The organism is Microbacterium sp. IO18 (genome assembly GCF_049099505.1).
Taxonomy (GTDB): domain Bacteria; phylum Actinomycetota; class Actinomycetes; order Actinomycetales; family Microbacteriaceae; genus Microbacterium; species Microbacterium aurugineum.
Window position 1 is genome coordinate 1,183,741 of sequence record NZ_JBMJAF010000001.1, and the last position, 18,756, is coordinate 1,202,496.

Sequence of the window (18,756 nt, forward strand, 5' to 3'; positions counted from 1 at the left end):
CCCGCTGCCCTCAGAACCCCACGCACATGATCACGACGCCCGCTGCCATGGCCCACGATTCCGTCGCCAGCAACCGTGCCGTCCTGCCACGATGCACGGAAGGGAGGAACCACTCCGAGACGACGGTCCACACGACGACCCCGGCTACCCCGACCAGCATCACAACGGAGAGGACGCCGTTCATCCCGTGTCCGCCGTGGCCCGAGACCGCGATCTCTGCGCCCGCACCGGCTGACTGCACCCCGCGCGTCGACGCGCTCTGGAACGCGCAGACGGCCATCACGAGCGACCCGAGCGCCCGGTGACAGCACGCGGCGGCCGCCGCGGTTCCCCGAACGCCCATCGTTCCGAGCATCGCCGAAACCAGCAGCAGCACCCCGAGCAGGAGTCCCGCGAGCGCGTCGCCGGGTGAGACCGCGAGCGCCAGCATCGCCGCCGCCATGATCAGCGCCGCCTGCCGCCCCTGCCACGGCACCGCACGCCACGCACCGATGCAGGCGACCGCAGCGACGATCGCCGCCACAGCCATCAGCCACGGTGCTGCAGGGAGGAGGAGCTCCATCCGGGAAGTATATTGATCGATCGCTCAATAACGCTAGACCTAGGTCGGATGCGACAAGATGGGCACGTGCCCCGCATCGTCGACCATGATGAGCGCCGCCGGCAGATCGCCGAGGCGCTGCTCGCCGTCGCCGCTCGCGATGGACACGAAAGCGTCTCCTCGCGCGCCGTCGCCAAGGAACTCGGTGTCGCGACCGGCTCGCTCTGGCACTACTTCGACGGATTCGACGAGGTCGTGCGCGCCGCAGCCGCTGAGGTGACGCGCCGCACCGACGCGCGCATCGCCGCCGCCACAGACGGCCTCCGGGGACTGGACCGGCTGCACGCACTGATGCGCGAGGTCCTTCCGATCGATGACGACACCCGCACGGAAGCGCATGTGGTCGTCGGCTTCTGGGGGCGCCTGGCCGCCCTCGCGCCGACTCCCGACGCGGGCGCCCCGACCCTCGCGACCTGGCAGGACAGCATCCGTCTCGCCCTGGCCGAGGCCGTGGACGACGGAGAGCTGCGCGCCGACACCCCCGCCGACGCCGTGATGGCCTTGCTGCGCTCGATCACGTACGGACAGCAGATCGTCGAGGTCACCGAACCTCAGCCCGCGGCGGCGCATCTCGCCGTCCTGGACAGCATCCTCGCCCCCTGGCGCGCCTGAGCCCCGCGAAAACGGCGCTTGTGGACCTGCGGCGAGCCGTCGTATCATCATCGCAACCCGTTTATTGAGCACCTGCTCGAAAATAGTGAGGTCGATGATGTCCCACCACGCACCGCAGCCCGTCTCCGTCGACAAGATCGCGGCCCCGCACCCGCACGATCCGCTCTCGAGCGAGGAGATCGCCGCCGCCCGAGCCATCCTCGACGCGGCCGGACTCCTGACCGAGACCACCCGCGTGCCGATGCTGCTGCCCGATGAGCCCACGAAGCAGGAGTTCGCCGCCTGGACTCCCGGCTCCCCCATCGACCGCCGCGTCGACGTGACACTGCTCGACACGGCGACCGGCGTCGCGACCGAAGCCATCGTGTCGATCACCCGCGGCGAGGTCCTGCGCACCGAACGCGTGCCGAATGACGCCCCGCCCTACGGCCAGCCGCAGTACCTGTTCGAGGAGTACGAACGCGCCGAGGCGATCGCGAAGGCCTCCCCCGAGTGGCAGGCGGCCATGACGCGCCGCGGCCTCGCCGACCACATGGACCTCGCGTTCTGCGGACCGCTCGCCCCGGGCTACACCGGTCGTGCCGATGAAGTCGGTCGCCGCGTGATCCGCTCCCTGACGTTCCTCAAGTACGACGAGCAGGACTCCCCGTGGGCGCACCCCGTCGAAGGACTCGTCGTGCACATCGACCTCACCTCGAACAGCGTCATCCGCGTCGAGGACCACGGCGACGTGCCCGTGCCCGCCGGCCACGGCAACTACTACCCCGAGGTGCAGGGCAAGGCGCGCACCTCGCTCAAGCCCATCGAGATCACGCAGCCCGAGGGACCGAGCTTCGCCGTCACCGGCTCGCTCGTCGAGTGGGAGGGCTGGTCGATGCGTGTCGACTTCAACGCCCGCGAAGGCCTCGTGCTGCACGACGTCACCTTCCAGGACCGCTCCGTGCTCAGCCGCGCCAGCGTTCCCGAGATGGTGGTCCCCTACGGCGACACCGCCCCCGGCCGCTTCTGGATCAGCTATTTCGATGCCGGCGAATATCTCCTCGGCAAGAACGCCAACCACCTCGAACTCGGCTGCGACTGCCTGGGCGTGATCCGCTACCTCGACGGCTACGTGGCCGACGACCACGGCAACCCGGTGCGCATCCCGAACGTGGTCTGCATGCACGAGGAGGACGACGGGATCCTCTGGAAGCACACCGACCTCGCGGGCCGCGCCGACGTGCGCCGCTCCCGCCGGTTCGTGGTCTCGTACTTCTCCACGATCGGCAACTACGACTACGGCTTCTACTGGTACTTCGGCCTGGACGGTTCGATCGAGGTCGTCGCCAAGGCCACCGGCATCGTGTTCGTGGGCGGCGGCGAGCCCGGCGTCCGACAGCGCCACGCGACCGAACTCGCCCCTGGCGTCTTCGCGCCCGTGCACCAGCACCTGTTCTGCGCGCGACTCGACGTCGCCATCGACGGCGACCGGAATCGGCTCGTCGAGGTGGACGCACAGCGCGTGCCGATGGGGCCGGACAACCCGTTCGGCAACGCGTTCAGCTGGTCCGAGACCCCGCTGACGACCGAGACCGCCGCGCAGCGTGACGCAGACTCCTCCGTCGCGCGCGTCTGGGAGGTGCAGAGCACGTCCCGCATGAATCACGTCGGGCGACCGACCGCGTACCACCTCGTCCCCGAGCCCACCGCGCTGCTCATGGCCGATCCGGAGTCCTCGGTCGCCGCGCGCGCCGCGTTCGCCACCAAGCACCTCTGGGCGACACGCTACGAACACGGTCAGATCTGGCCTGCGGGGCGGTATCCCAACGCACACCAGGGCGGCGGCGGACTCCCCGCCTACACGGCAGGCGACCGATCGATCGACGGCGAGGACATGGTGCTGTGGCACACGTTCGGCCTCACGCACTTCCCGCGCACGGAGGACTGGCCGATCATGCCCGTCGACACCGCCGGGTTCCGGTTCAAGCCCAACGGCTTCCTCGACCAGAACCCCGCGATGGATGTGCCCGAATCCTCGCAGGCACACGCGGTCTCATCCGGCAGCTGCTGCGGCGGAGGCACCTGCACCTGCGAGCACTGAGCGCGAATTACTCCGCTCCGGTCGCATAAAGGTCGTGAATCCGAGCGAATAGCGTGCGAATTCGCGACCGGAGCGGAGGGGCCGATGCGAGTTCGCGACCGGAGCGGACTGGCCGGTGCGAATTCGCGACCGGAGCGAACCAAGAGGTGCGAGTTCGCGGCCAGAGCGGACGCAGGAGCGAGCGGAGGGAAGGTCAGGCGAGCGCGGCGATGGCGTCGCGGAGGATGCCGTCGGCACCCTCGAGAGCCGAGGCCGCGGACTGCGGCGACGCACCGCTGGCGAGCATCAACAGGGCGAGCTTGACGGAGCCGTCCGCCCCCTCCAGAGCGGCGGCGGCTTCGTCGATCCCGACGCCGGCGAGCTGCGAGACCGTGCGGATCGACCGCGCACGCAGCTTCTCGTTGGTCGCGAGCAGGTCGACCATCACGCCGCGGTAGGTCTTGCCGAGGTTGATCATCGAGAGCGTCGTGAGCATGTTGACCACGAGCTTCTGCGCGGTCCCGGACTTCAGGCGCGTGGAGCCGGAGATGAACTCGGGCCCGGTGACGACCTCGATCGCGATCTCCGCGACGGCACCGATCTCGGATGCGGCGTTGGACGCGATCGCGACCGTGAGCGCCCCGACACTTCGGGCGTACTCCAGGCCCCCGACGACGTAGGGCGTGCGTCCGGAGGCGGAGATGCCCACGACGGTGTCGCTCTCCGACAGGTCGAGCTCGCGCAGGGAGACACCCGCCGCGTCGGCGTCGTCCTCGGCATTCTCGACGGCCGAGCGGATCGCGGTCTCCCCGCCGGCGATCAGGCCGACGACCAGCGAAGGATCCGTGCCGAACGTGGGCGGGCACTCGCTCGCGTCGAGCACGCCGATGCGCCCCGCGGTCCCGGCTCCGATGTAGATGAGTCGTCCCCCGCGCCGGAACCGCGCGGTGATGCCGTCGACGGCGGCGGCGATCTCCTCAGCGCGCTCGGCGACGGCTTCGGGTACGCGGCGGTCCTCGGCGTTCATCCTCCGCACGAGCTCGGCGGTGCCGAGGAGGTCCAGGTCGCCGCGCTCGGTCGTGGAGGCCTCGGTGTCGAGGTTCTCCAGCACCGAGAGGAGAGCGGCGAGGCGGGGGGCGTCATTCGGCACGGTGCACGAACCTTTCATGGGGGAGATCATCACGACGCGCGAGCAACTGCGCGCCGTCGAGGGCGTCGCCCGCAGCGGGTACGACACGGCGACCGGCGGCGAGGAGGGCGGATCCGAGGGCGGCGCGGAACCAGGAGTGTTCGGCGAGCCCTCCGTGCACCACCACGTCGCAGGTCACGGCTGAGGCGGCGACCGCGGTCGCGGTGAGCAGCCGGACCCCCTCGGTCACGATGCCCGAGGCGACCGGGTCGCCCGCTTCCGCCGTGTCGAGGACGAGAGGCGCCAGCGTGGCGAGATGGCGGGCCAGCGGCGCGCTCCGGGCGAGCCAGCCCTGGATGTCGGAGGCAGCGCCGACCGGATCCGCGAGTGCGGCGGTGAGCGCGGTCGCCGGGCCGAGTCCGTCGTCCGCACGCAGCACGGCGCGAAGCCCCTCGCGGCCGAGCCACGATCCACTGCCGAGATCTCCGAGCTCGGGACCCCAGCCGTCGACGAGTCTGACGCCATCGGCGTCGATCCCGAGTGCCGCGGCACCGGTGCCGGCGATCAGGAGCACACCGGGCGCCCCCTCGAGGGCACCGGCATGGGCGGTGACGACATCGGAGGCGACGGCGACCCGCGCCGCGGTCGCCGCGGCCAGGCGCCCCGCGAGTTCACGGGCGGCTTCCGGGGCGAGCCAGCCCCCGGCGGCACCGACCCCGATGCTGTCGAGGACCGGTGCATCGGCGAGCAGCGGGAGGATCGCATCGAGGGCGGCATCGACGCCGCCTGCCGCGGCGAGCCCGGGCGCTCCCGTCCCCGAGCGCTCGATACGCGTAGCGTCGTGGATGACGACTCGGCACCGTGACTTGCCGAGATCGACGGATGCGGTCGACTGCGCGGTCATCGGCTCTCCTCGGGACTCGGTCGGGACGTAACGAAAAGAGACTACATGCGACATAGACTCTCTGAAAAGAATTTACCATCCTTGTCGTGAGCCCCGTCACGACATACTGAGAATCCCACACCCCCGGAGGACTGATTGAGCATCCAGTCGACGATCGAAGCCGCCGCCTCGACCCTGCCGCCGTCGCTCGCACGCATCGCCGCGGTGGTCCGAGAGAACCCCTCGATCGTCATCGACAAGACCATCAACGAACTGGCGGACGAGTGCCGGACCTCGGTCGCCTCCGTGGTGCGGTTCTGCCGGGCGATCGGATTCAGCGGCTACGCCCCGCTGCGCATGGCGCTGGCGACCGAGCTCGGCAAGGAAGCAGCCCAGTTCTCCGCCCGCGGTGCCTTCGGATCGGAGATCTCCGATGAGGACACCCTGCAGGAGGCGGTGTCGAAGCTCGCCGCACTCGAACTGCTGGCCATCGAGGAGACCGTCGCGAAGCTCGACTTCGACGTGCTCGAAGCCGCGATCGACGCGATCGACAGCGCCGACCGCATCCTGCTCTACGGCATCGGGGCGAGCCAGTTCGTGGCCGAAGACCTCGCACACAAGCTTCTGCGCGTCGGACGCAATGCGCACGTGCTCTCGGACTCCCACGAGGCGGTCGCCGCCAGCGTGCTGCAGTCAGCGCCCACCGTCGCGATCGGGTTCTCCCACGCGGGCTCGACGATCGAGACCGTCCGCTTCCTCGAGACCGCCCGCGCCAACGGCTCCGCCACGGTGGCGGTGACGTCGGCGAAGGACTCCCCCCTCGCGCGTGCGGCCGACCACGCCCTGTTCACCGAGGTGCGCGAATCGACCTTCCGCGCCGGCGCGATGGTCAGCAGGATCGCACAGCTCGCCCTCGTCGACTGCCTGTTCATCGGTGTGGCGAAGCGACGGTTCACCGAGACCGTCGACGCTCTGCAGCGCACCCGCGAGGCGACGCGCGCGCTCCGCGACTGAGGCCGGACGACCGACCGCTCACGTGGTCGCGCGCGCTCCGATCGAGCCTGCGGTGCGCAGGAACACGATGATCCAGCTGAAGATCAGCACGGCCGCGATCAGCTCGACGGCGGTGAGGTTGTAATAGCCGACGGCGAAGAAGGCGGCGAGCAGGATGATCACGAGCACGTAGGCCCACCCCAGACCCACGAAGACCCGCGGGATCGTGCGGAGGAACCAGGGCAGACCCACCACGATGACCGCGAACACCACGCACATCCCGGTCGCCACGGTGTTGTGCAGCAGGAAGAACTCGTCGACGGGGAAGAGGCCGACGCAGGCGAGCAGGATCCCGAGCAGGATCAGGCCTCCCCTCACCATGAACCGCCCGCGGCGATCCACCGGATCCTCCGCGGGCAGACCCGCCGTCGCGTAGCGGGAGATCGTCGTCACCATGATCCCGGCGATGACCAGCGTGGTGTTGAACGCGATCGAGGAGCTGTTGCTGCTCATGCCCAGCGCCGAGAGGTTGTCGCGCCACCAGTGCACATCGCTGGAGGCGAGCATGCTCGCGAACGCCCCCACGACCAGGAACACCGCGAGCACGAGGGAGAGCACCATCGGCGTGAGGGCGACCGCGCTCAGGAACGAGACGTATCCGGTCAGCGCGAACGCCACGGCCACCAGCACGGCACCGGGGAACGCGTAGACCGGGGCGTCCGTGAAGCTCCGCTCGAGGAGCTCGGCGACCCCGAGCCATCCCAGGTACGCGATCGCCGCGTGCGCGAAGGCGATGGCGGCCAGGTCGTACCAGCGCAGCCGATCACCCGGAACGCTGAAGCCGTCGCGCGCAGCCCCGGGATCGACCTCCTCCGGACGGACGGCGAGGCGTCCGAGCGCGAAGGCGATCGCGGCGGCGAGCGCACCCCCGAAGGCGGCGAAGACGCCGATGGAGCCGGAACCGCTGATCGCCAGCTCGTGACCCCAGAACACCGGCAGTGCCACCAGGAAACCGATCACGAGGAAGGCACTGCCCACGATGAGGGCCGTGGCCTCGAACACCGCATCGGAGGCGTCCGGCCCGCGGACCTGTCGCAGCACCTGCAGCACACGGTCGGCGAGCGTCTTCATCGGTCGTTCGGTCACGGTCCACATCCTAGAAGTCGCCCACGCGGGCGGAGCCGGTGATACCATCGCGGAACGGATCGTATACAACGTCGTCGTTCCACCATCCCGAGGTGATCAGTAATGAACGGTGCACCCGCCGCCACCGCCGAATCGGTTTCCACGCTCGTCGCGCGCAACATCAGCGACTTCCGCGCGGCCGTCTCCGAGTCGTTCGTCCCGTTGCAGGTCACGACCGAGGGCCCCGACCACTTCCGCGGGGTGATCCGCGGTGCCTCCGTCGACGAGGTGCACGTGAGCGACGTGCGCGCGACCTCGCACATCGTCGAGCGCACCCCCGAGCTCATCGCCCGTGGCGACCGCTCGTACTTCAAGGTCAGCCTGATGCTCGCCGGCACCGGTCTGCTGATCCAAGACGACCGCGAGGCCGTGCTGCAGGCCGGCGACCTCGCCGTGTACGACACGGACCGCCCGTACTCCCTGGTGTTCGACGAGGACTTCCGCACCATGGTCGTGATGTTCCCGAAGCATCTCATCAGCCTCCCCGCGGACATGGTCGGACAGCTCACCGCGGTGCGGATCTCCGGTCACGAAGGCCTCGGCGGCATGGTCGTGCCGTATCTCACGCAACTCGCCGGCAACCTGGATCAGCTCGCCGGCACGACCGGCGCACGCCTCGCGCACAGCGGGCTCGACCTCGTGACCACCGTCTTCACCCGCGAACTCGGACTCGACCAGGTGTCGGCCGACCCGCATCGCGCCCTCGTGCAGCGCATCCGCGCCCACATCGACCGCAACCTGGCCTCGACGGACCTCGGCCCCGCATCGATCGCCGCCGCGCACTTCATCTCCACGCGCCACCTGCACGGGCTCTTCCAGGAGCAGGGAGTCACCGTCTCGACCTGGATCCGCACCCGCCGCCTCGAACAGTGCCGCCGGGATCTGCTCGACCCGATGCTCGCCGACCGTCCGGTCGCAGCGATCGCCGCCCGGTGGGGCTTCGTCGACGCCGCGCACTTCAGCCGTGCGTTCAAGTCGACCTTCGGGGTCTCCCCCAGCGAGTACCGCGCCGGCCACTGAGCCCCGGCCCCGCTGCGGGATCGATAACGCTCCTCGGCGAGCGCCGTGGCGCACGTTTTCGATCCCGCACCGCGCTTGCCCCGGAGGGCACGCCGGTTGACTCTCGGCGCGCGATGGCGGCTGCGACCTTGAGGGGATGACGGGCGCGGACACAGCATGAGGCAAGCGCACCGCGATGATGCGGTGCCCGGGGCGATGCGGCCCCGCCGCGTGCGACGTCAGGACCCCGATGACCGACATCTCCGCCGACCCCGCCCTCGACCAGTGGCGCACCTATGACGAGTTCGCCGCGGGAATCGACACGTTCCGGCTGCCGAACACGACGCTCACCGGAACCGACCTCGCCCTCACGCTCGACGACGGATCGGCGCTGACCCTGCGGTTCGCCGACGACACCGTCTCCTGGAACGGCCTCGAGGCATCCGGAACCGACCCATACGATGCCGTGCGGGTGCGGGAGGACGTGGTGTTCGTCAACGTCCCGCTGCAGAGCCGCCCCCGTGAAGCGATCACCGTCGTGTTCGCGACCGGCACGAACCGGGCCACCGTCATCCGCTCCCGGATCGCCGCCGAACCCGTCGAGGGGATGCCTCAGGTCGGCCAGGATTTCTGGGCGGCGACGATCGACGGGGCTCCTGTGAGCGGGGAGGCCCCCGGCCCGAGCCGCGACCTCATCGGCAAGCGCAACCTCTACCGCTACAGCCCGCACCATCTGTACGAGCACGTGTACATCTCCAGCCAGCGCTACGCCTGGCAGTGCGTGGAGGGCGTGCAGCAGGGCCACGGAGACATGGACCTGTCGACCGTGTGGAAGTTCGCCGACGGCCTGTACCTGTTCTGCTTCCGCGAGTTCCGCATCGCCGTCGCCAGCGTGTGGTTGCACGACCTCGGCTATCAGCTCATGACCACGGGGATCTTCCTCGGACTCAACGGGGACGGCGACGCCGAGCACTCCCGTGGTGGCGGCCACATCTATCCGCTGGGCTCCGTCGTCTACCCCGACGCACAGCCCGTCTGACCTCCGGCATCCGAGGAGACCCCATGAGCAACGCAGACCTGATCCGAGAGCACTACGCCGCCAACGACCGCGGTGACCTCGACGGGATGCTGGCCCCTTTCGCCGCCGACATCCAGTGGACGGAGGCCGCCGGCTTCCCGTACGCCGGCACCTACATCGGCCCCGATGCCGTGGCCCGGAACGTGTTCGGCCGCATCCAGGAGGAGTGGGACGACTACACCGTCGCGATCGACGAGGTCGTCGACGGCGGCGATGTCGTCGTGGGCATCGGCACCTACTCCGGCACATACAGGCAGACCGGGCGGTTCTTCGCCGCGCGTGTCGCACACGTGTGGCGGGTCTCCGACGGCCAGGTCGTCGCCTTCGAGCAGTTCACCGACACGGAACTCGTCAACCGCGCGCTGCGCAGCTGAACACCGCACCATCCCCGCACCGCACCACCTGACACAGCACCACCTGACACAGCACCACCTGAACACGAGAGGCAGGAAGCACATGAATACACGAGCATCCGGCACTGCGGCGCTCCTCGCCGTGGCCGCCCTCATCCTCGCCGGCTGCGCCGGTGGAGACGGCGGCGCCGGCGGAGGCGGGGGCGACCCGATCGTCGTCGGCTCCGTCAACACCATCAGTGGCCCGGCGACCTTCCCGGAGGCCTCTCAGGCCGCTGCGGCCGTGTTCGACGCGTTCAACGACGCGGGCGGGCTCGACGGACGCACGATCGACTACAAGATGCTGGACGACAAGGGCGACCCGGCCACGGCCACGGCCTCCGCCCGGGAACTGGTCGGCAGTGACGGCGCGGTCGCGCTCGTCGGCTCCGCCAGCCTGATCGAGTGCGAGATCAACGCCAAGTACTACGAGCAGGAGGGCATCCTCTCGATGCCCGGCATCGGGGTGGACACGGGCTGCTTCGCCAGTGACAACATCTCTCCGGCGAACGTCGGACCGTTCAACGACATGACCCTCACGCTGCAGTACGGCTCCGAGGTGCTCGGCATGGACGACATCTGCATCCTGCTCGAGATCGCCGGCTCGACCCGTCCGACCTACCAGGCCGCGATCGACAAGTGGACCGAGATCACCGGCAAGGAGCCGAAGTACGTCGACGACACCGTCCCGTACGGCGCTTCCGACTACACGCCCTACATCGTCAAGGCGCGGGACCAGGGCTGCAAGGCGCTGGCGATCAACCCGGTGGAGCCCGACGCGATCGGCCAGGTCAAGGCCGCGAACGCCCAGGGCTGGGATGACGTGACCTGGCTGTACCTCACCAGCGTCTACAGCGAGAACTTCGCCGACGCGATCGACAACGCGGGCGCCGGCATCTACGTCCCGGCCGAGTTCTACCCGTTCACCGACGACGACGAGATCAACGCCGACTGGCGCGAGCTGATGGAGGCCAACGACATCCCGCTCACCTCGTTCAGCCAGGGCGGCTACCTCGCCGCGAAGTACTTCATCGAGGTGCTCGAGGGCATGGACGGCGACATCACCCGCGAGACCGTCTCCGAGGCCCTGAAGAGCATGGAGCCGATCGAGAACCCGATGGTCGGGACGCCCTACGCGTTCGGCACGCAGAACACCGCGGGCTGGCCCATCGTCCTCGAGTCCGGCACCAACGCCTGGGAGAAGGTCGCCGACGACTGGCTCCGCATCGGCGAGTAGCCACCCCTCGCCTGCCGCCGGGCGCATTCCCGGCGGCAGGCCCCCCTCCCCTCGGAACAGAAAGGACGCCTCATGCTGCAAGGCGCCATCGCCGGTCTCGGCGCCGGCGGCCTCTATGCCCTTCTCGGCGTGTGCCTGCCGTTGATGTCACGCCTGTTGCGCTTCCTCCCCCCCCCCCCCCTCCCCCCCCCCAGGCCCCCCCACGCTCGGAACAGAAAGGACGCCTCATGCTGCAAGGCGCCATCGCCGGTCTCGCCGCCGGCGGCCTCTATGCCGTTCTCGGCGTGTGCCTGACGTTGATGTCACGCCTGGTGCGGGTGGTGAACTTCGCTCAAGCCGCGACCGGGATGTTCGGCGCCTTCACGGCGGTGTGGTTCGTGCGCGAGCTCGGTCTGCCGATCTGGCTGGGATCCGTCCTCGGTGTCCTGGTCGCCGGGCTCCTCGCCGCGGCGATCGGCTTCATCGCCGCCACCTGGCTCTCCGAGGCGTCGACCACCACGCGCTCGGCGATGACCGTGAGCCCGCTCCTGCTGCTCATCTCGATGTCGTTCATCCTGTTCGGGAACAAGCCGCAGCCGTTCACGCCGATCATCGCGGGCCCGGCCTTCTCGTTCGGCGGCGTCGTGATCAGCCAGGTCACGGTCGCGACCGTGGCGATGGCGATCATCACGGCCGTCGTCGTCCACATCGTCCTGCGCCGCACGAGGGTCGGCACCCAGCTGCGGGCGCTCTCGGAGCGCCCGACCACCGCCGAGCTCCTCGGCATCCGCTCACGCCCGTTGTCGATCGCGGTCTGGTTCGTCACGGGCGTCATCAGCGCGATCGCGATCATCATCGTCGCCCCCTCGCAGTCCAACGACGCGACCAGCCTGTCGATGCTCATCGTCCCCGCAGCGGCGGCCGCCCTGCTCGGCGGCTTCCGCCGACTCGACCTCGCCGTCGTCGGCGGCATCGTCCTGGGCGTCTTGGGCGGCCTCGTCGCCCAGATCGACGAAGTGGCGCTGGTGCGCAACTTCCTCCCGTTCCTGTTCATCGTCGTCCTGTTGCTCTGGACGCAGCGCAAGGAGGTGTGGGATGCCGCTCGCTGACCGTCCCTGGTTCCGGACCACCTGGCCGTTCGCGGTCGCCCTCGCCGGCATCGGCGTGGGCGCGATCCTCAGCGCCGCCCTGCCGGGGTACTTCGTCTTCCTCGCGATCAGTGCCGTCACCGCCGCGATCGCCATCCTCGGCCTCGGCATCGTCACCGGCTCGGCCGGGATGATCGCGCTCTGCCAGCTCACCTTCGCCGCCGTCGGAGCCTGGATCGTCTCGTTGCTGAACGTCATGCAGGCCCCGGGCGGGTTCATCGTCTGGCTCATCCTCGGGGGGATCGCGGCGGGACTGGTCGGCATCCTCGTCGGCCTCCCGGCACTGCGGTTGCGCGGCGTGAACCTCGCCGTCGTCACCCTGGGCTTCGCGGCGGCGGCCGGCGTGACCCTCGTGCAGATCCAGTTCCCCGGCTCGGCCGACGGGATCGCGGTCGAACGCCCCGAGATGTTCTCCAACGACCGGCAGTTCTTCTTCCTCTCGATCATCGTCCTCGCCGTCTGCGCGCTCGGCGCCTTCTTCCTGCAGCGGGGCCGCTGGGGGTCGAGCTGGAAGGCCGTCGCATTCTCCGAGCGCGGTACGGCCGCAGCGGGGCAGAGCGTGCGGACCGCGAAGCTCACCGCCTTCGCGGTCTCGGCCGCGCTCGGCGGCATCTCAGGCGGGCTGCTCGCCGGCCAGGTGCAGCTTCCGTTCGCGTCGAGCTTCACCCCGTTGCAGTCGCTCGCGCTCTACGTGCTCGCGATCATGTCCGGCGCCCATCTGATCGACATGGCGATCTTCGGCGGGATCCTCTGGGTGCTGGTCCCCGAGCTCCTCAAGCGCTGGGGCGTCCCCCAGGACTGGGCCTTCGTCGTCTTCGGCGTGCTCGGCGTGCAGGCGCTCACCAGCGGCACGAACCTCGGACAGGGCATCCGCAACCTGATCTGGCGTCGCGCGGACCGCAAGACGGCCGCAGCCGCACTGTCGGCGCTTCCTCCGGATGCCGGTCCGGACGCCACGGAGATCACCACCACGACCACGGCGACCGTCGACGAAGCGATGCTCGACGGCGCACCCGTGCTGACCGTCGAGGGCCTGACCGTGCAGTTCGGTGCCCTCAAAGCCCTGGACGACGTGTCCTTCCAGGTTCCGCCCGCCTCGATCATGGGACTCATCGGTCCCAACGGTGCGGGGAAGTCGACCTTCGTCGATGCGATCAGCGGTTTCCTCCCGAAGCACGGCGGACGCGTTCTGCTCGGGGACCGCGACCTCGCCGGCCTGTCCCCCACCCGACGCGCCCGCCTGGGTCTGCGCCGGACGTTCCAGCAGGACCGGGTGCCTCCCTCGCTCACGGTCGGCGCGTACGTGAGGTTCGTGGCCCGGCGCCGACTCGCGGCCGCCGACATCGACGAGGTGCTCGAGTTCTTCGGCTGCCCTCCCGCGCGAGCGCGGCTGTCGAGCGTCGACGTCGGCACGCGGAGGCTCGTGGAGGTCGCCGCGAACGTGGTCTCCCGCCCCCGGCTGCTGATCCTCGACGAGCCGGCTGCCGGCCTGTCCCACGAAGAGCATCTGGCGCTCGCGGCGCGGTTGCGGGAACTGCCGGCGCGTTACGGTGTGGCGCTGATCATCATCGAGCACGATCTCGATCTCGTCCGCTCCGTCTGCCCCACCCTCACGGTGCTCGACTTCGGCCGCGTGCTGGCGAGCGGACCGCAGGCCGAGGTCCTCGCGAACCCCGACGTCGTCAAGGCGTACATGGGAGAGACGGAGCTGCTGAAATGAGCGAACTCGTCCTGGACTCCGTGACCGTCCGCCGCGGCGCCGGGCCCGTGATCTCCGACGTCTCGTTGCGGGTCGCCGGTGGCGAGGTGCTGGCCCTCGTGGGTCCGAACGGCGCGGGCAAGACCAGCCTGATCGAGTCGGTGTCGGGCGTCACCGCTCACTCGGCAGGCACGATGACCCTCGACGGCGAACCGATCGACAAGCTGTCGCGCGTCACGCGAGCCCGCCGTGGGATCGTCCACATCGAGCAGGGGCGCGCCGTGTTCCCCTCACTGACCGTGCGCGAGAACATCTCCCTCACCGCACGGACCGCCGGTGAACTCGACGCCGCGCTCACGCCGTTCCCCGAGCTCCAGAAGCGCATCGATGCGCCGACCGCCCTGCTCTCCGGGGGCGAGCAGCAGATGGTGGTGCTCGCGCGCGCCTTCGCCGCGAAGCCGCGCATCCTGTTGATCGACGAGATGTCTCTCGGCCTCGCGCCCGTGGTGTTCATGCGGCTGATGCCGATCGTGAAGTCGATCGCGGACTCCGGGGTGGGCGTGCTGCTGGTCGAGCAGTTCACCCAGCTCGCGCTCGGCCTCGCGCAGGAAGCGGTGGTCGTCGCCGGCGGCCGGGTCTCGTTCCAGGGGACCTCCGAGGCCCTGCAGGCGGATCCGGAGCTGCTGCACCGCGCCTACCTCGGCGGCTGACCCGGCACTCGCGGGGCCTCCGGGCGTTAGCCTGAAGAGGTGACCCAGACGATCTCCGCCCGCGCCGCCCTCCTCGACATGGACGGCACCCTCGTCGACTCGACCGCGGTGGTGGAACGGCTGTGGCTCGCGTGGGCCGAGCCGCACGGGATCGCGCCGGAGACCGTGCTCAGCGTGGTCCACGGCCGACAGGGTCACCAGAGCATGGCGATCCTGCTGCCGGAGCGCGACCACGAGATCAACCTCCGCGAGAACGACGTGATGCTCGCCACCGAGGCCGACGACGTCGACGGCGTGATCCGGATCGCCGGCGCCGACGCCCTGCTCGAGGCCCTGCGCCCCCACCCGCACGCGATCGTCACCTCCGCGAACGTGGCCCTGATGACCGCGCGCATGGGAGAGGCCGGGCTCACGATCCCCGAGCTCACCGTGACCGCCGAGAACGTCACGGCGTCGAAGCCGGATCCCGAGGGCTTCCTCCGCGCGGCGGAGCTGCTGGGAGTCGATCCCGCCGACTGCGTCGTTTTCGAAGACTCCGGCGCCGGGATCCAGGCCGGTCTCGCCGCAGGTATGCGGGTGATCGGGGTGGGCTGCCACGCCGCCGCCCACGAGCCCACCTACCGGGTGGACGACCTCACCGCGGTGCGCATCGTCCCGACCGCCCAGGGCTTCGACCTCACCATCGGCTGACCTCGCGCCGGGTCACATCCCGGCATGGTCGAAGGCGATCGTAGGCACATCGACCACGTGCGACCCCCCGTCGGCGACGATCACCGCACCGGTGATGTACGACGACTCGCCCGAGCCGAGGAACCGCACGACCGACGCGATCTCCGCGGGGCGCGCCGGTCGGCGCAGCGGAACATCGGCGGTGACCTTGGCGTAGGCCTCCTCCCGGGAGTCGAGCCCGGCGTGCGAGGCGAACTCGTCCATCTCCTCGTCGGCCATCGGCGTCTGCACCCAGCCGGGGCAGATCGCGTTCACACGCACACCGTGGCGACCGTAGTCCCGCGCGAGCGTGCGGGTGAGGCCGACCAGGGCGTGCTTGCCGACGGTGTACCCGGCCACCGACGGCCCGGCGAACAACCCGGCGAGCGACGAGACGATCACGATCTGCCCCTTCGCCTCGATCAGAGCGGGAAGCGCCTCCCTCGCCATCGTGAACGCCGTCGTGAGGTTGGCGCGGATCGCCGCGTCCCAGCTCTCGTCGTCGGTCTCCCCCACCGGAGAGAAGCCGTGGCCACCGGCGTTCGCGACCAGCACGTCGATGCGGCCGAACCGCGCCAGCACCTCGGCCACGGCGGACTTCGCCGAAGCGGTGTCCGCCGCATCGGCGATGATCGGCAGAGCACCGACCGCGCGCTCCACCTCGTGCAGCGGCTCCGGGCGACGCCCGACGACCACGACGTGCGCCCCCTCGGCCGCGTACCGTTCGGCGATGGCGGCGCCGATGCCCGTGCCGCCCCCGGTGATGACGACGACGCGTCCGGAGACGGTCGATCCGACCACGAGTCCCATGTGTGCTCCTGTGTGTTGGCGCGCGTGCGCGGTGGGTGCCCGATGCGGTCGCGTCAGGCGGGGAATCCGGATCGGGCGGTGTACCCGAAGTCACTGAGGATGCTGGTGCCGTTGATGGCCCCGGCCCGCGGCGACACGAGGTAGGTCACGTGCGCGGCGACCTCCGCCGCGCTCTGCACCGGGAAGTCCGGCTCGTCGAACGCGTCGGCCCCGAGGTCGCCCCGGCTCATCGGGGTGTCGACGATCGACGGAGCGACCGCGTTCACCCGGATGCGCGTGTCGGCGAGGTCGACCGAGAGGGCACGCCCGAACTGCAGCAGGGCCGCCTTCGACGTGCAGTAGGGCACCATGCCGGGTGAGGCGACGAACGCCGAATCACTCGCGAGCAGCACGACCGCGGCGGCCTCCGCCTCGCGCAACGCGGGCAGCGCGTGCTTGAGCACCAGGAACGCCCCGGTCACGTTGACGGCGAGCACCCGGTTCCAGGCGTCGAGCGCGGTGTCTTCGAGAGACGAGCCCACCGGACCGGACACCCCGGCGCAGCAGACGACGGCGTCGAGTCGGCCCAGCGCGGCGACGCCGGTGCGCACAGCGAGTTCGACCTGCACCTCGTCGGTGACATCCGCGACGAGGAGCACGGCATCCGGGCAGGCGTCCGCCACGTCCTGGAGCGCGGCTTCGTCGCGGTCCAGGAGGGCGACCCTGACCCCTTCGGCGGCGAGCGCGAGCGCGGTCGCGCGGCCGATACCGCCGGCCGCCCCGGTGATGAGGGCGGTCGTCCCGTGCAGCTGCAGATCCATGTCGTCCTTCGTGCGCCGTCCGGCACCCGGTGGTGCAGGGGGAGGACGGCGGTGTCGTCTCGGTCATCCTGCTCTCCCTCTCCGGCCGTGCGAACCTCCGTCCGCGGGCTGTGCACGGTGACACCACCGTCTTTCGCTCAGGGTCAAGCGCAGGGGCGACGGCGCGAGCAGACTCGCTCTATCGATGATTCCCCTCGTCGTCGATGCCGTGTCCGCACGGCCGTCACCCAGCAAAGGAGCCGACGTGGCAGAACCGACATCTGCGTCCACGACGACGCAGAACCACACCTCCCTCCGTCCGGGCGCCCTCGGCGTCGCCGGCATCGTCTTCCTCGTCCTCGCCGCGGTCGCGCCCCTGACGGGCATCGTCGTCGTCGCTTCCCTGGCCATCGCCCTCGGCAACGGCGGCGGCACGCCGATGTCCTTCTTCCTCGTCGCGGCGATCCTGCTGCTCTTCGCGATCGGCTACGCCCAGATGTCGAAGCAGCTGGTCAACGCCGGGGGCTTCTACGCCTTCGTGGTGAAGGGCCTCGGGCGCACGGGAGGGCTGATCGCCGGGCTGATCGCGACGCTCGGGTACAACTTCTTCGTCGTCGGCACGATCGGCACGAGCGGCTTCTTCATGCAGACGATCATCCGCGACCTCACCGGGCTCGACGTCAACTGGCTGGTCTGGGGCCTCCTCTCGATCGTGGTGTGCTTCGTGCTCGCTCGGATCGGTGTCGACTTCAGCTCCAAGGTGCTGGGCGTGTGCCTCGTGCTGGAGGTGCTGATGCTGGTCGTGTTCGACATCTCGGTGCTCGTGCAGACCGGCTACGACGTGGCGGCGTTCAGCCCCGAAGCCGTGTTCTCCGGGTCGCTGCCGATCGGCCTGCTGCTCGCGGCCACCGGATTCCTCGGGTTCGAGGCGACGGCGCTGTTCAGCGAAGAGGCGAAGCAGCCGCTGCGCACGATCCCGCGGGCCACCTACACCTCGATCATCGCGATCGGCGTCATCCTCGGTGTCACCACGTGGGCCGTGGTGAGTGCGACCGGCGTCGCGCAGGCGCAAGCGACCGCTCTCGAGCATCTGCCCACCGGCGACCTGATCTTCTCGCTCTCGCAGCAGTATCTCGGCGGTCCGCTCACGACCGTGATGATGGTCCTGCTGCTGGTGAGCCTGTTCGCGGCGATGCTCGCCTTCCACAACTCCGCGACCCGATACCTGTACTCCCTCGGGCGCGCGAAGATCCTGCCGCAGGCGCTGGCCCGTACCCGCGCGAACGGCGCCCCGCAACTCGCCGGTATCGTGCAGGCCTCGTTCGCCGGCATCGTCGCGATCATCTTCGCGATCGCCGGAGCGGACCCGATCCTCACCCTGGTGCCCGCCATGCTGGGCTTCGGCACCCTGAGCGTGCTCATCCTGCAGGGCCTCGCGGCGATCTCGATCGTCGTGTACTTCCGCCGCCGCCGTGACCCGCGCTGGTGGAGCACCTTCATCGCCCCCGGCATCGGATTCCTCGGGATCGCCGCGATCTCGATCCTCGCCGTCGTGAACTTCAACATCGTGGCGGGCTCCGAAGAACTGGCCATTCGGCTGATGCCGCTGCTGCTGGTGGTCGCCCTGATCGGCGGCATCGTCTACGGCGCGTATCTCAAGCGATCCCGGCCCGCCGTGTACGAGGGCCTCGCCACCGACCTGGAGAGGTTCAGCACGCGCTGACCGCTCCCCCGCACCCCGCACCCCGCACCGAC

General features: G+C 69.9%; 18 protein-coding genes. 12 read left to right on the forward strand and 6 right to left on the reverse strand.

The annotated features are described in order from the left end of the window. Positions 1 to 10 precede the first annotated feature (10 nt). Positions 11 to 562: a hypothetical protein gene (locus ACLF6J_RS05735; protein WP_134353245.1), complete on the reverse strand. Its 552-nt coding sequence runs from the start codon at positions 560 to 562 to the stop codon at positions 11 to 13. A gap of 66 nt (positions 563 to 628) precedes the next feature. Between ACLF6J_RS05735 and ACLF6J_RS05740 the strand changes: the two genes are divergently transcribed. Next, complete coding sequence (locus ACLF6J_RS05740) at positions 629 to 1,213, forward strand: TetR/AcrR family transcriptional regulator (RefSeq protein WP_131493772.1); 585 nt, start codon at positions 629 to 631, stop codon at positions 1,211 to 1,213. A 94-nt stretch (positions 1,214 to 1,307) separates the two neighbouring features. Continuing rightward, entirely contained in the window at positions 1,308 to 3,293 is a 1,986-nt protein-coding gene (locus ACLF6J_RS05745) for a primary-amine oxidase (protein ID WP_208526523.1), read from the forward strand. 193 nt (positions 3,294 to 3,486) lie between these two features. On the opposite strand, the gene murQ is transcribed toward ACLF6J_RS05745, so the two are convergent. Both murQ and ACLF6J_RS05755 read right to left on the reverse strand, forming a co-directional pair. Beyond that, positions 3,487 to 4,422 carry an N-acetylmuramic acid 6-phosphate etherase gene (gene murQ / locus ACLF6J_RS05750; RefSeq protein ID WP_047523144.1) on the reverse strand — a complete coding sequence of 312 codons (936 nt, stop codon included), beginning with the start codon at positions 4,420 to 4,422 and terminating at the stop codon, positions 3,487 to 3,489. Next, the gene (locus ACLF6J_RS05755) at positions 4,412 to 5,305 is read right to left on the reverse strand and encodes an N-acetylglucosamine kinase (RefSeq protein WP_166804708.1); all 894 of its coding nucleotides are present in this window, start codon (positions 5,303 to 5,305) and stop codon (positions 4,412 to 4,414) included. The genes murQ and ACLF6J_RS05755 overlap by 11 nt, the downstream gene beginning before the upstream one ends. 135 nt (positions 5,306 to 5,440) lie before the next feature. On the opposite strand from ACLF6J_RS05755, the gene ACLF6J_RS05760 reads away from it, so the two are divergent. After that, entirely contained in the window at positions 5,441 to 6,298 is an 858-nt protein-coding gene (locus ACLF6J_RS05760) for a MurR/RpiR family transcriptional regulator (protein WP_134353243.1), read from the forward strand. Positions 6,299 to 6,316: 18 nt separating this feature from the next. Here ACLF6J_RS05760 and ACLF6J_RS05765 read toward each other — a convergent pair whose 3' ends face one another. Next, complete coding sequence (locus ACLF6J_RS05765; RefSeq protein ID WP_256536055.1) at positions 6,317 to 7,423, reverse strand: DUF998 domain-containing protein; 1,107 nt, start codon at positions 7,421 to 7,423, stop codon at positions 6,317 to 6,319. Between the two features lie 102 nt (positions 7,424 to 7,525). Between ACLF6J_RS05765 and ACLF6J_RS05770 the strand changes: the two genes are divergently transcribed. From ACLF6J_RS05770 to ACLF6J_RS05805, 8 genes are all read left to right on the forward strand, one after another. Next, positions 7,526 to 8,482, forward strand: coding sequence for a helix-turn-helix domain-containing protein (locus tag ACLF6J_RS05770; RefSeq protein ID WP_047521664.1), 957 nt, complete (start codon positions 7,526 to 7,528; stop codon positions 8,480 to 8,482). Between the two features lie 229 nt (positions 8,483 to 8,711). After that, complete coding sequence (locus tag ACLF6J_RS05775) at positions 8,712 to 9,500, forward strand: MoaF C-terminal domain-containing protein (RefSeq protein WP_134353242.1); 789 nt, start codon at positions 8,712 to 8,714, stop codon at positions 9,498 to 9,500. A 23-nt stretch (positions 9,501 to 9,523) separates the two neighbouring features. After that, positions 9,524 to 9,913 carry a nuclear transport factor 2 family protein gene (locus ACLF6J_RS05780; protein WP_134353241.1) on the forward strand — a complete coding sequence of 130 codons (390 nt, stop codon included), beginning with the start codon at positions 9,524 to 9,526 and terminating at the stop codon, positions 9,911 to 9,913. 82 nt (positions 9,914 to 9,995) lie between these two features. After that, positions 9,996 to 11,168 carry an ABC transporter substrate-binding protein gene (locus ACLF6J_RS05785; RefSeq protein WP_134353240.1) on the forward strand — a complete coding sequence of 391 codons (1,173 nt, stop codon included), beginning with the start codon at positions 9,996 to 9,998 and terminating at the stop codon, positions 11,166 to 11,168. 227 nt (positions 11,169 to 11,395) lie between these two features. Then, positions 11,396 to 12,256, forward strand: a complete 861-nt coding sequence (locus tag ACLF6J_RS05790) for a branched-chain amino acid ABC transporter permease (protein WP_134353239.1) — start codon at positions 11,396 to 11,398, stop codon at positions 12,254 to 12,256. Then, complete coding sequence (locus tag ACLF6J_RS05795; protein ID WP_131493784.1) at positions 12,243 to 14,015, forward strand: ABC transporter permease subunit; 1,773 nt, start codon at positions 12,243 to 12,245, stop codon at positions 14,013 to 14,015. The genes ACLF6J_RS05790 and ACLF6J_RS05795 overlap by 14 nt, the downstream gene beginning before the upstream one ends. Further along, positions 14,012 to 14,704 carry an ABC transporter ATP-binding protein gene (locus ACLF6J_RS05800; protein WP_047521675.1) on the forward strand — a complete coding sequence of 231 codons (693 nt, stop codon included), beginning with the start codon at positions 14,012 to 14,014 and terminating at the stop codon, positions 14,702 to 14,704. The genes ACLF6J_RS05795 and ACLF6J_RS05800 overlap by 4 nt, the downstream gene beginning before the upstream one ends. A 39-nt stretch (positions 14,705 to 14,743) precedes the next feature. Beyond that, on the forward strand, positions 14,744 to 15,394 hold the full coding sequence (locus ACLF6J_RS05805; RefSeq protein ID WP_208526522.1) for an HAD-IA family hydrolase: 651 nt from the start codon (positions 14,744 to 14,746) through the stop codon (positions 15,392 to 15,394). A 12-nt stretch (positions 15,395 to 15,406) separates the two neighbouring features. Here ACLF6J_RS05805 and ACLF6J_RS05810 read toward each other — a convergent pair whose 3' ends face one another. Both ACLF6J_RS05810 and ACLF6J_RS05815 read right to left on the reverse strand, forming a co-directional pair. Continuing rightward, on the reverse strand, positions 15,407 to 16,222 hold the full coding sequence (locus tag ACLF6J_RS05810) for an SDR family NAD(P)-dependent oxidoreductase (RefSeq protein ID WP_047521679.1): 816 nt from the start codon (positions 16,220 to 16,222) through the stop codon (positions 15,407 to 15,409). 53 nt (positions 16,223 to 16,275) lie between these two features. Next, positions 16,276 to 17,022 carry an SDR family NAD(P)-dependent oxidoreductase gene (locus ACLF6J_RS05815; RefSeq protein WP_134353238.1) on the reverse strand — a complete coding sequence of 249 codons (747 nt, stop codon included), beginning with the start codon at positions 17,020 to 17,022 and terminating at the stop codon, positions 16,276 to 16,278. Between the two features lie 244 nt (positions 17,023 to 17,266). On the opposite strand from ACLF6J_RS05815, the gene ACLF6J_RS05820 reads away from it, so the two are divergent. Continuing rightward, positions 17,267 to 18,724: an APC family permease gene (locus tag ACLF6J_RS05820; protein ID WP_047521683.1), complete on the forward strand. Its 1,458-nt coding sequence runs from the start codon at positions 17,267 to 17,269 to the stop codon at positions 18,722 to 18,724. Positions 18,725 to 18,756 lie beyond the last annotated feature (32 nt).

Coding starts and splice junctions, on each gene's coding strand:
- ACLF6J_RS05775 (WP_134353242.1), top strand. CDS start 8,712: ATGACCGACATCTCCGCCGACCCCGCCCTCGACCAGTGGCGCACCTAT.
- ACLF6J_RS05785 (WP_134353240.1), top strand. CDS start 9,996: ATGAATACACGAGCATCCGGCACTGCGGCGCTCCTCGCCGTGGCCGCC.
- ACLF6J_RS05735 (WP_134353245.1), bottom strand. CDS start 562: ATGGAGCTCCTCCTCCCTGCAGCACCGTGGCTGATGGCTGTGGCGGCG.
- ACLF6J_RS05810 (WP_047521679.1), bottom strand. CDS start 16,222: ATGGGACTCGTGGTCGGATCGACCGTCTCCGGACGCGTCGTCGTCATC.
- ACLF6J_RS05745 (WP_208526523.1), top strand. CDS start 1,308: ATGATGTCCCACCACGCACCGCAGCCCGTCTCCGTCGACAAGATCGCG.
- ACLF6J_RS05790 (WP_134353239.1), top strand. CDS start 11,396: ATGCTGCAAGGCGCCATCGCCGGTCTCGCCGCCGGCGGCCTCTATGCC.
- ACLF6J_RS05800 (WP_047521675.1), top strand. CDS start 14,012: ATGAGCGAACTCGTCCTGGACTCCGTGACCGTCCGCCGCGGCGCCGGG.
- ACLF6J_RS05795 (WP_131493784.1), top strand. CDS start 12,243: ATGCCGCTCGCTGACCGTCCCTGGTTCCGGACCACCTGGCCGTTCGCG.
- ACLF6J_RS05755 (WP_166804708.1), bottom strand. CDS start 5,305: ATGACCGCGCAGTCGACCGCATCCGTCGATCTCGGCAAGTCACGGTGC.
- ACLF6J_RS05815 (WP_134353238.1), bottom strand. CDS start 17,022: ATGGATCTGCAGCTGCACGGGACGACCGCCCTCATCACCGGGGCGGCC.
- ACLF6J_RS05780 (WP_134353241.1), top strand. CDS start 9,524: ATGAGCAACGCAGACCTGATCCGAGAGCACTACGCCGCCAACGACCGC.
- ACLF6J_RS05770 (WP_047521664.1), top strand. CDS start 7,526: ATGAACGGTGCACCCGCCGCCACCGCCGAATCGGTTTCCACGCTCGTC.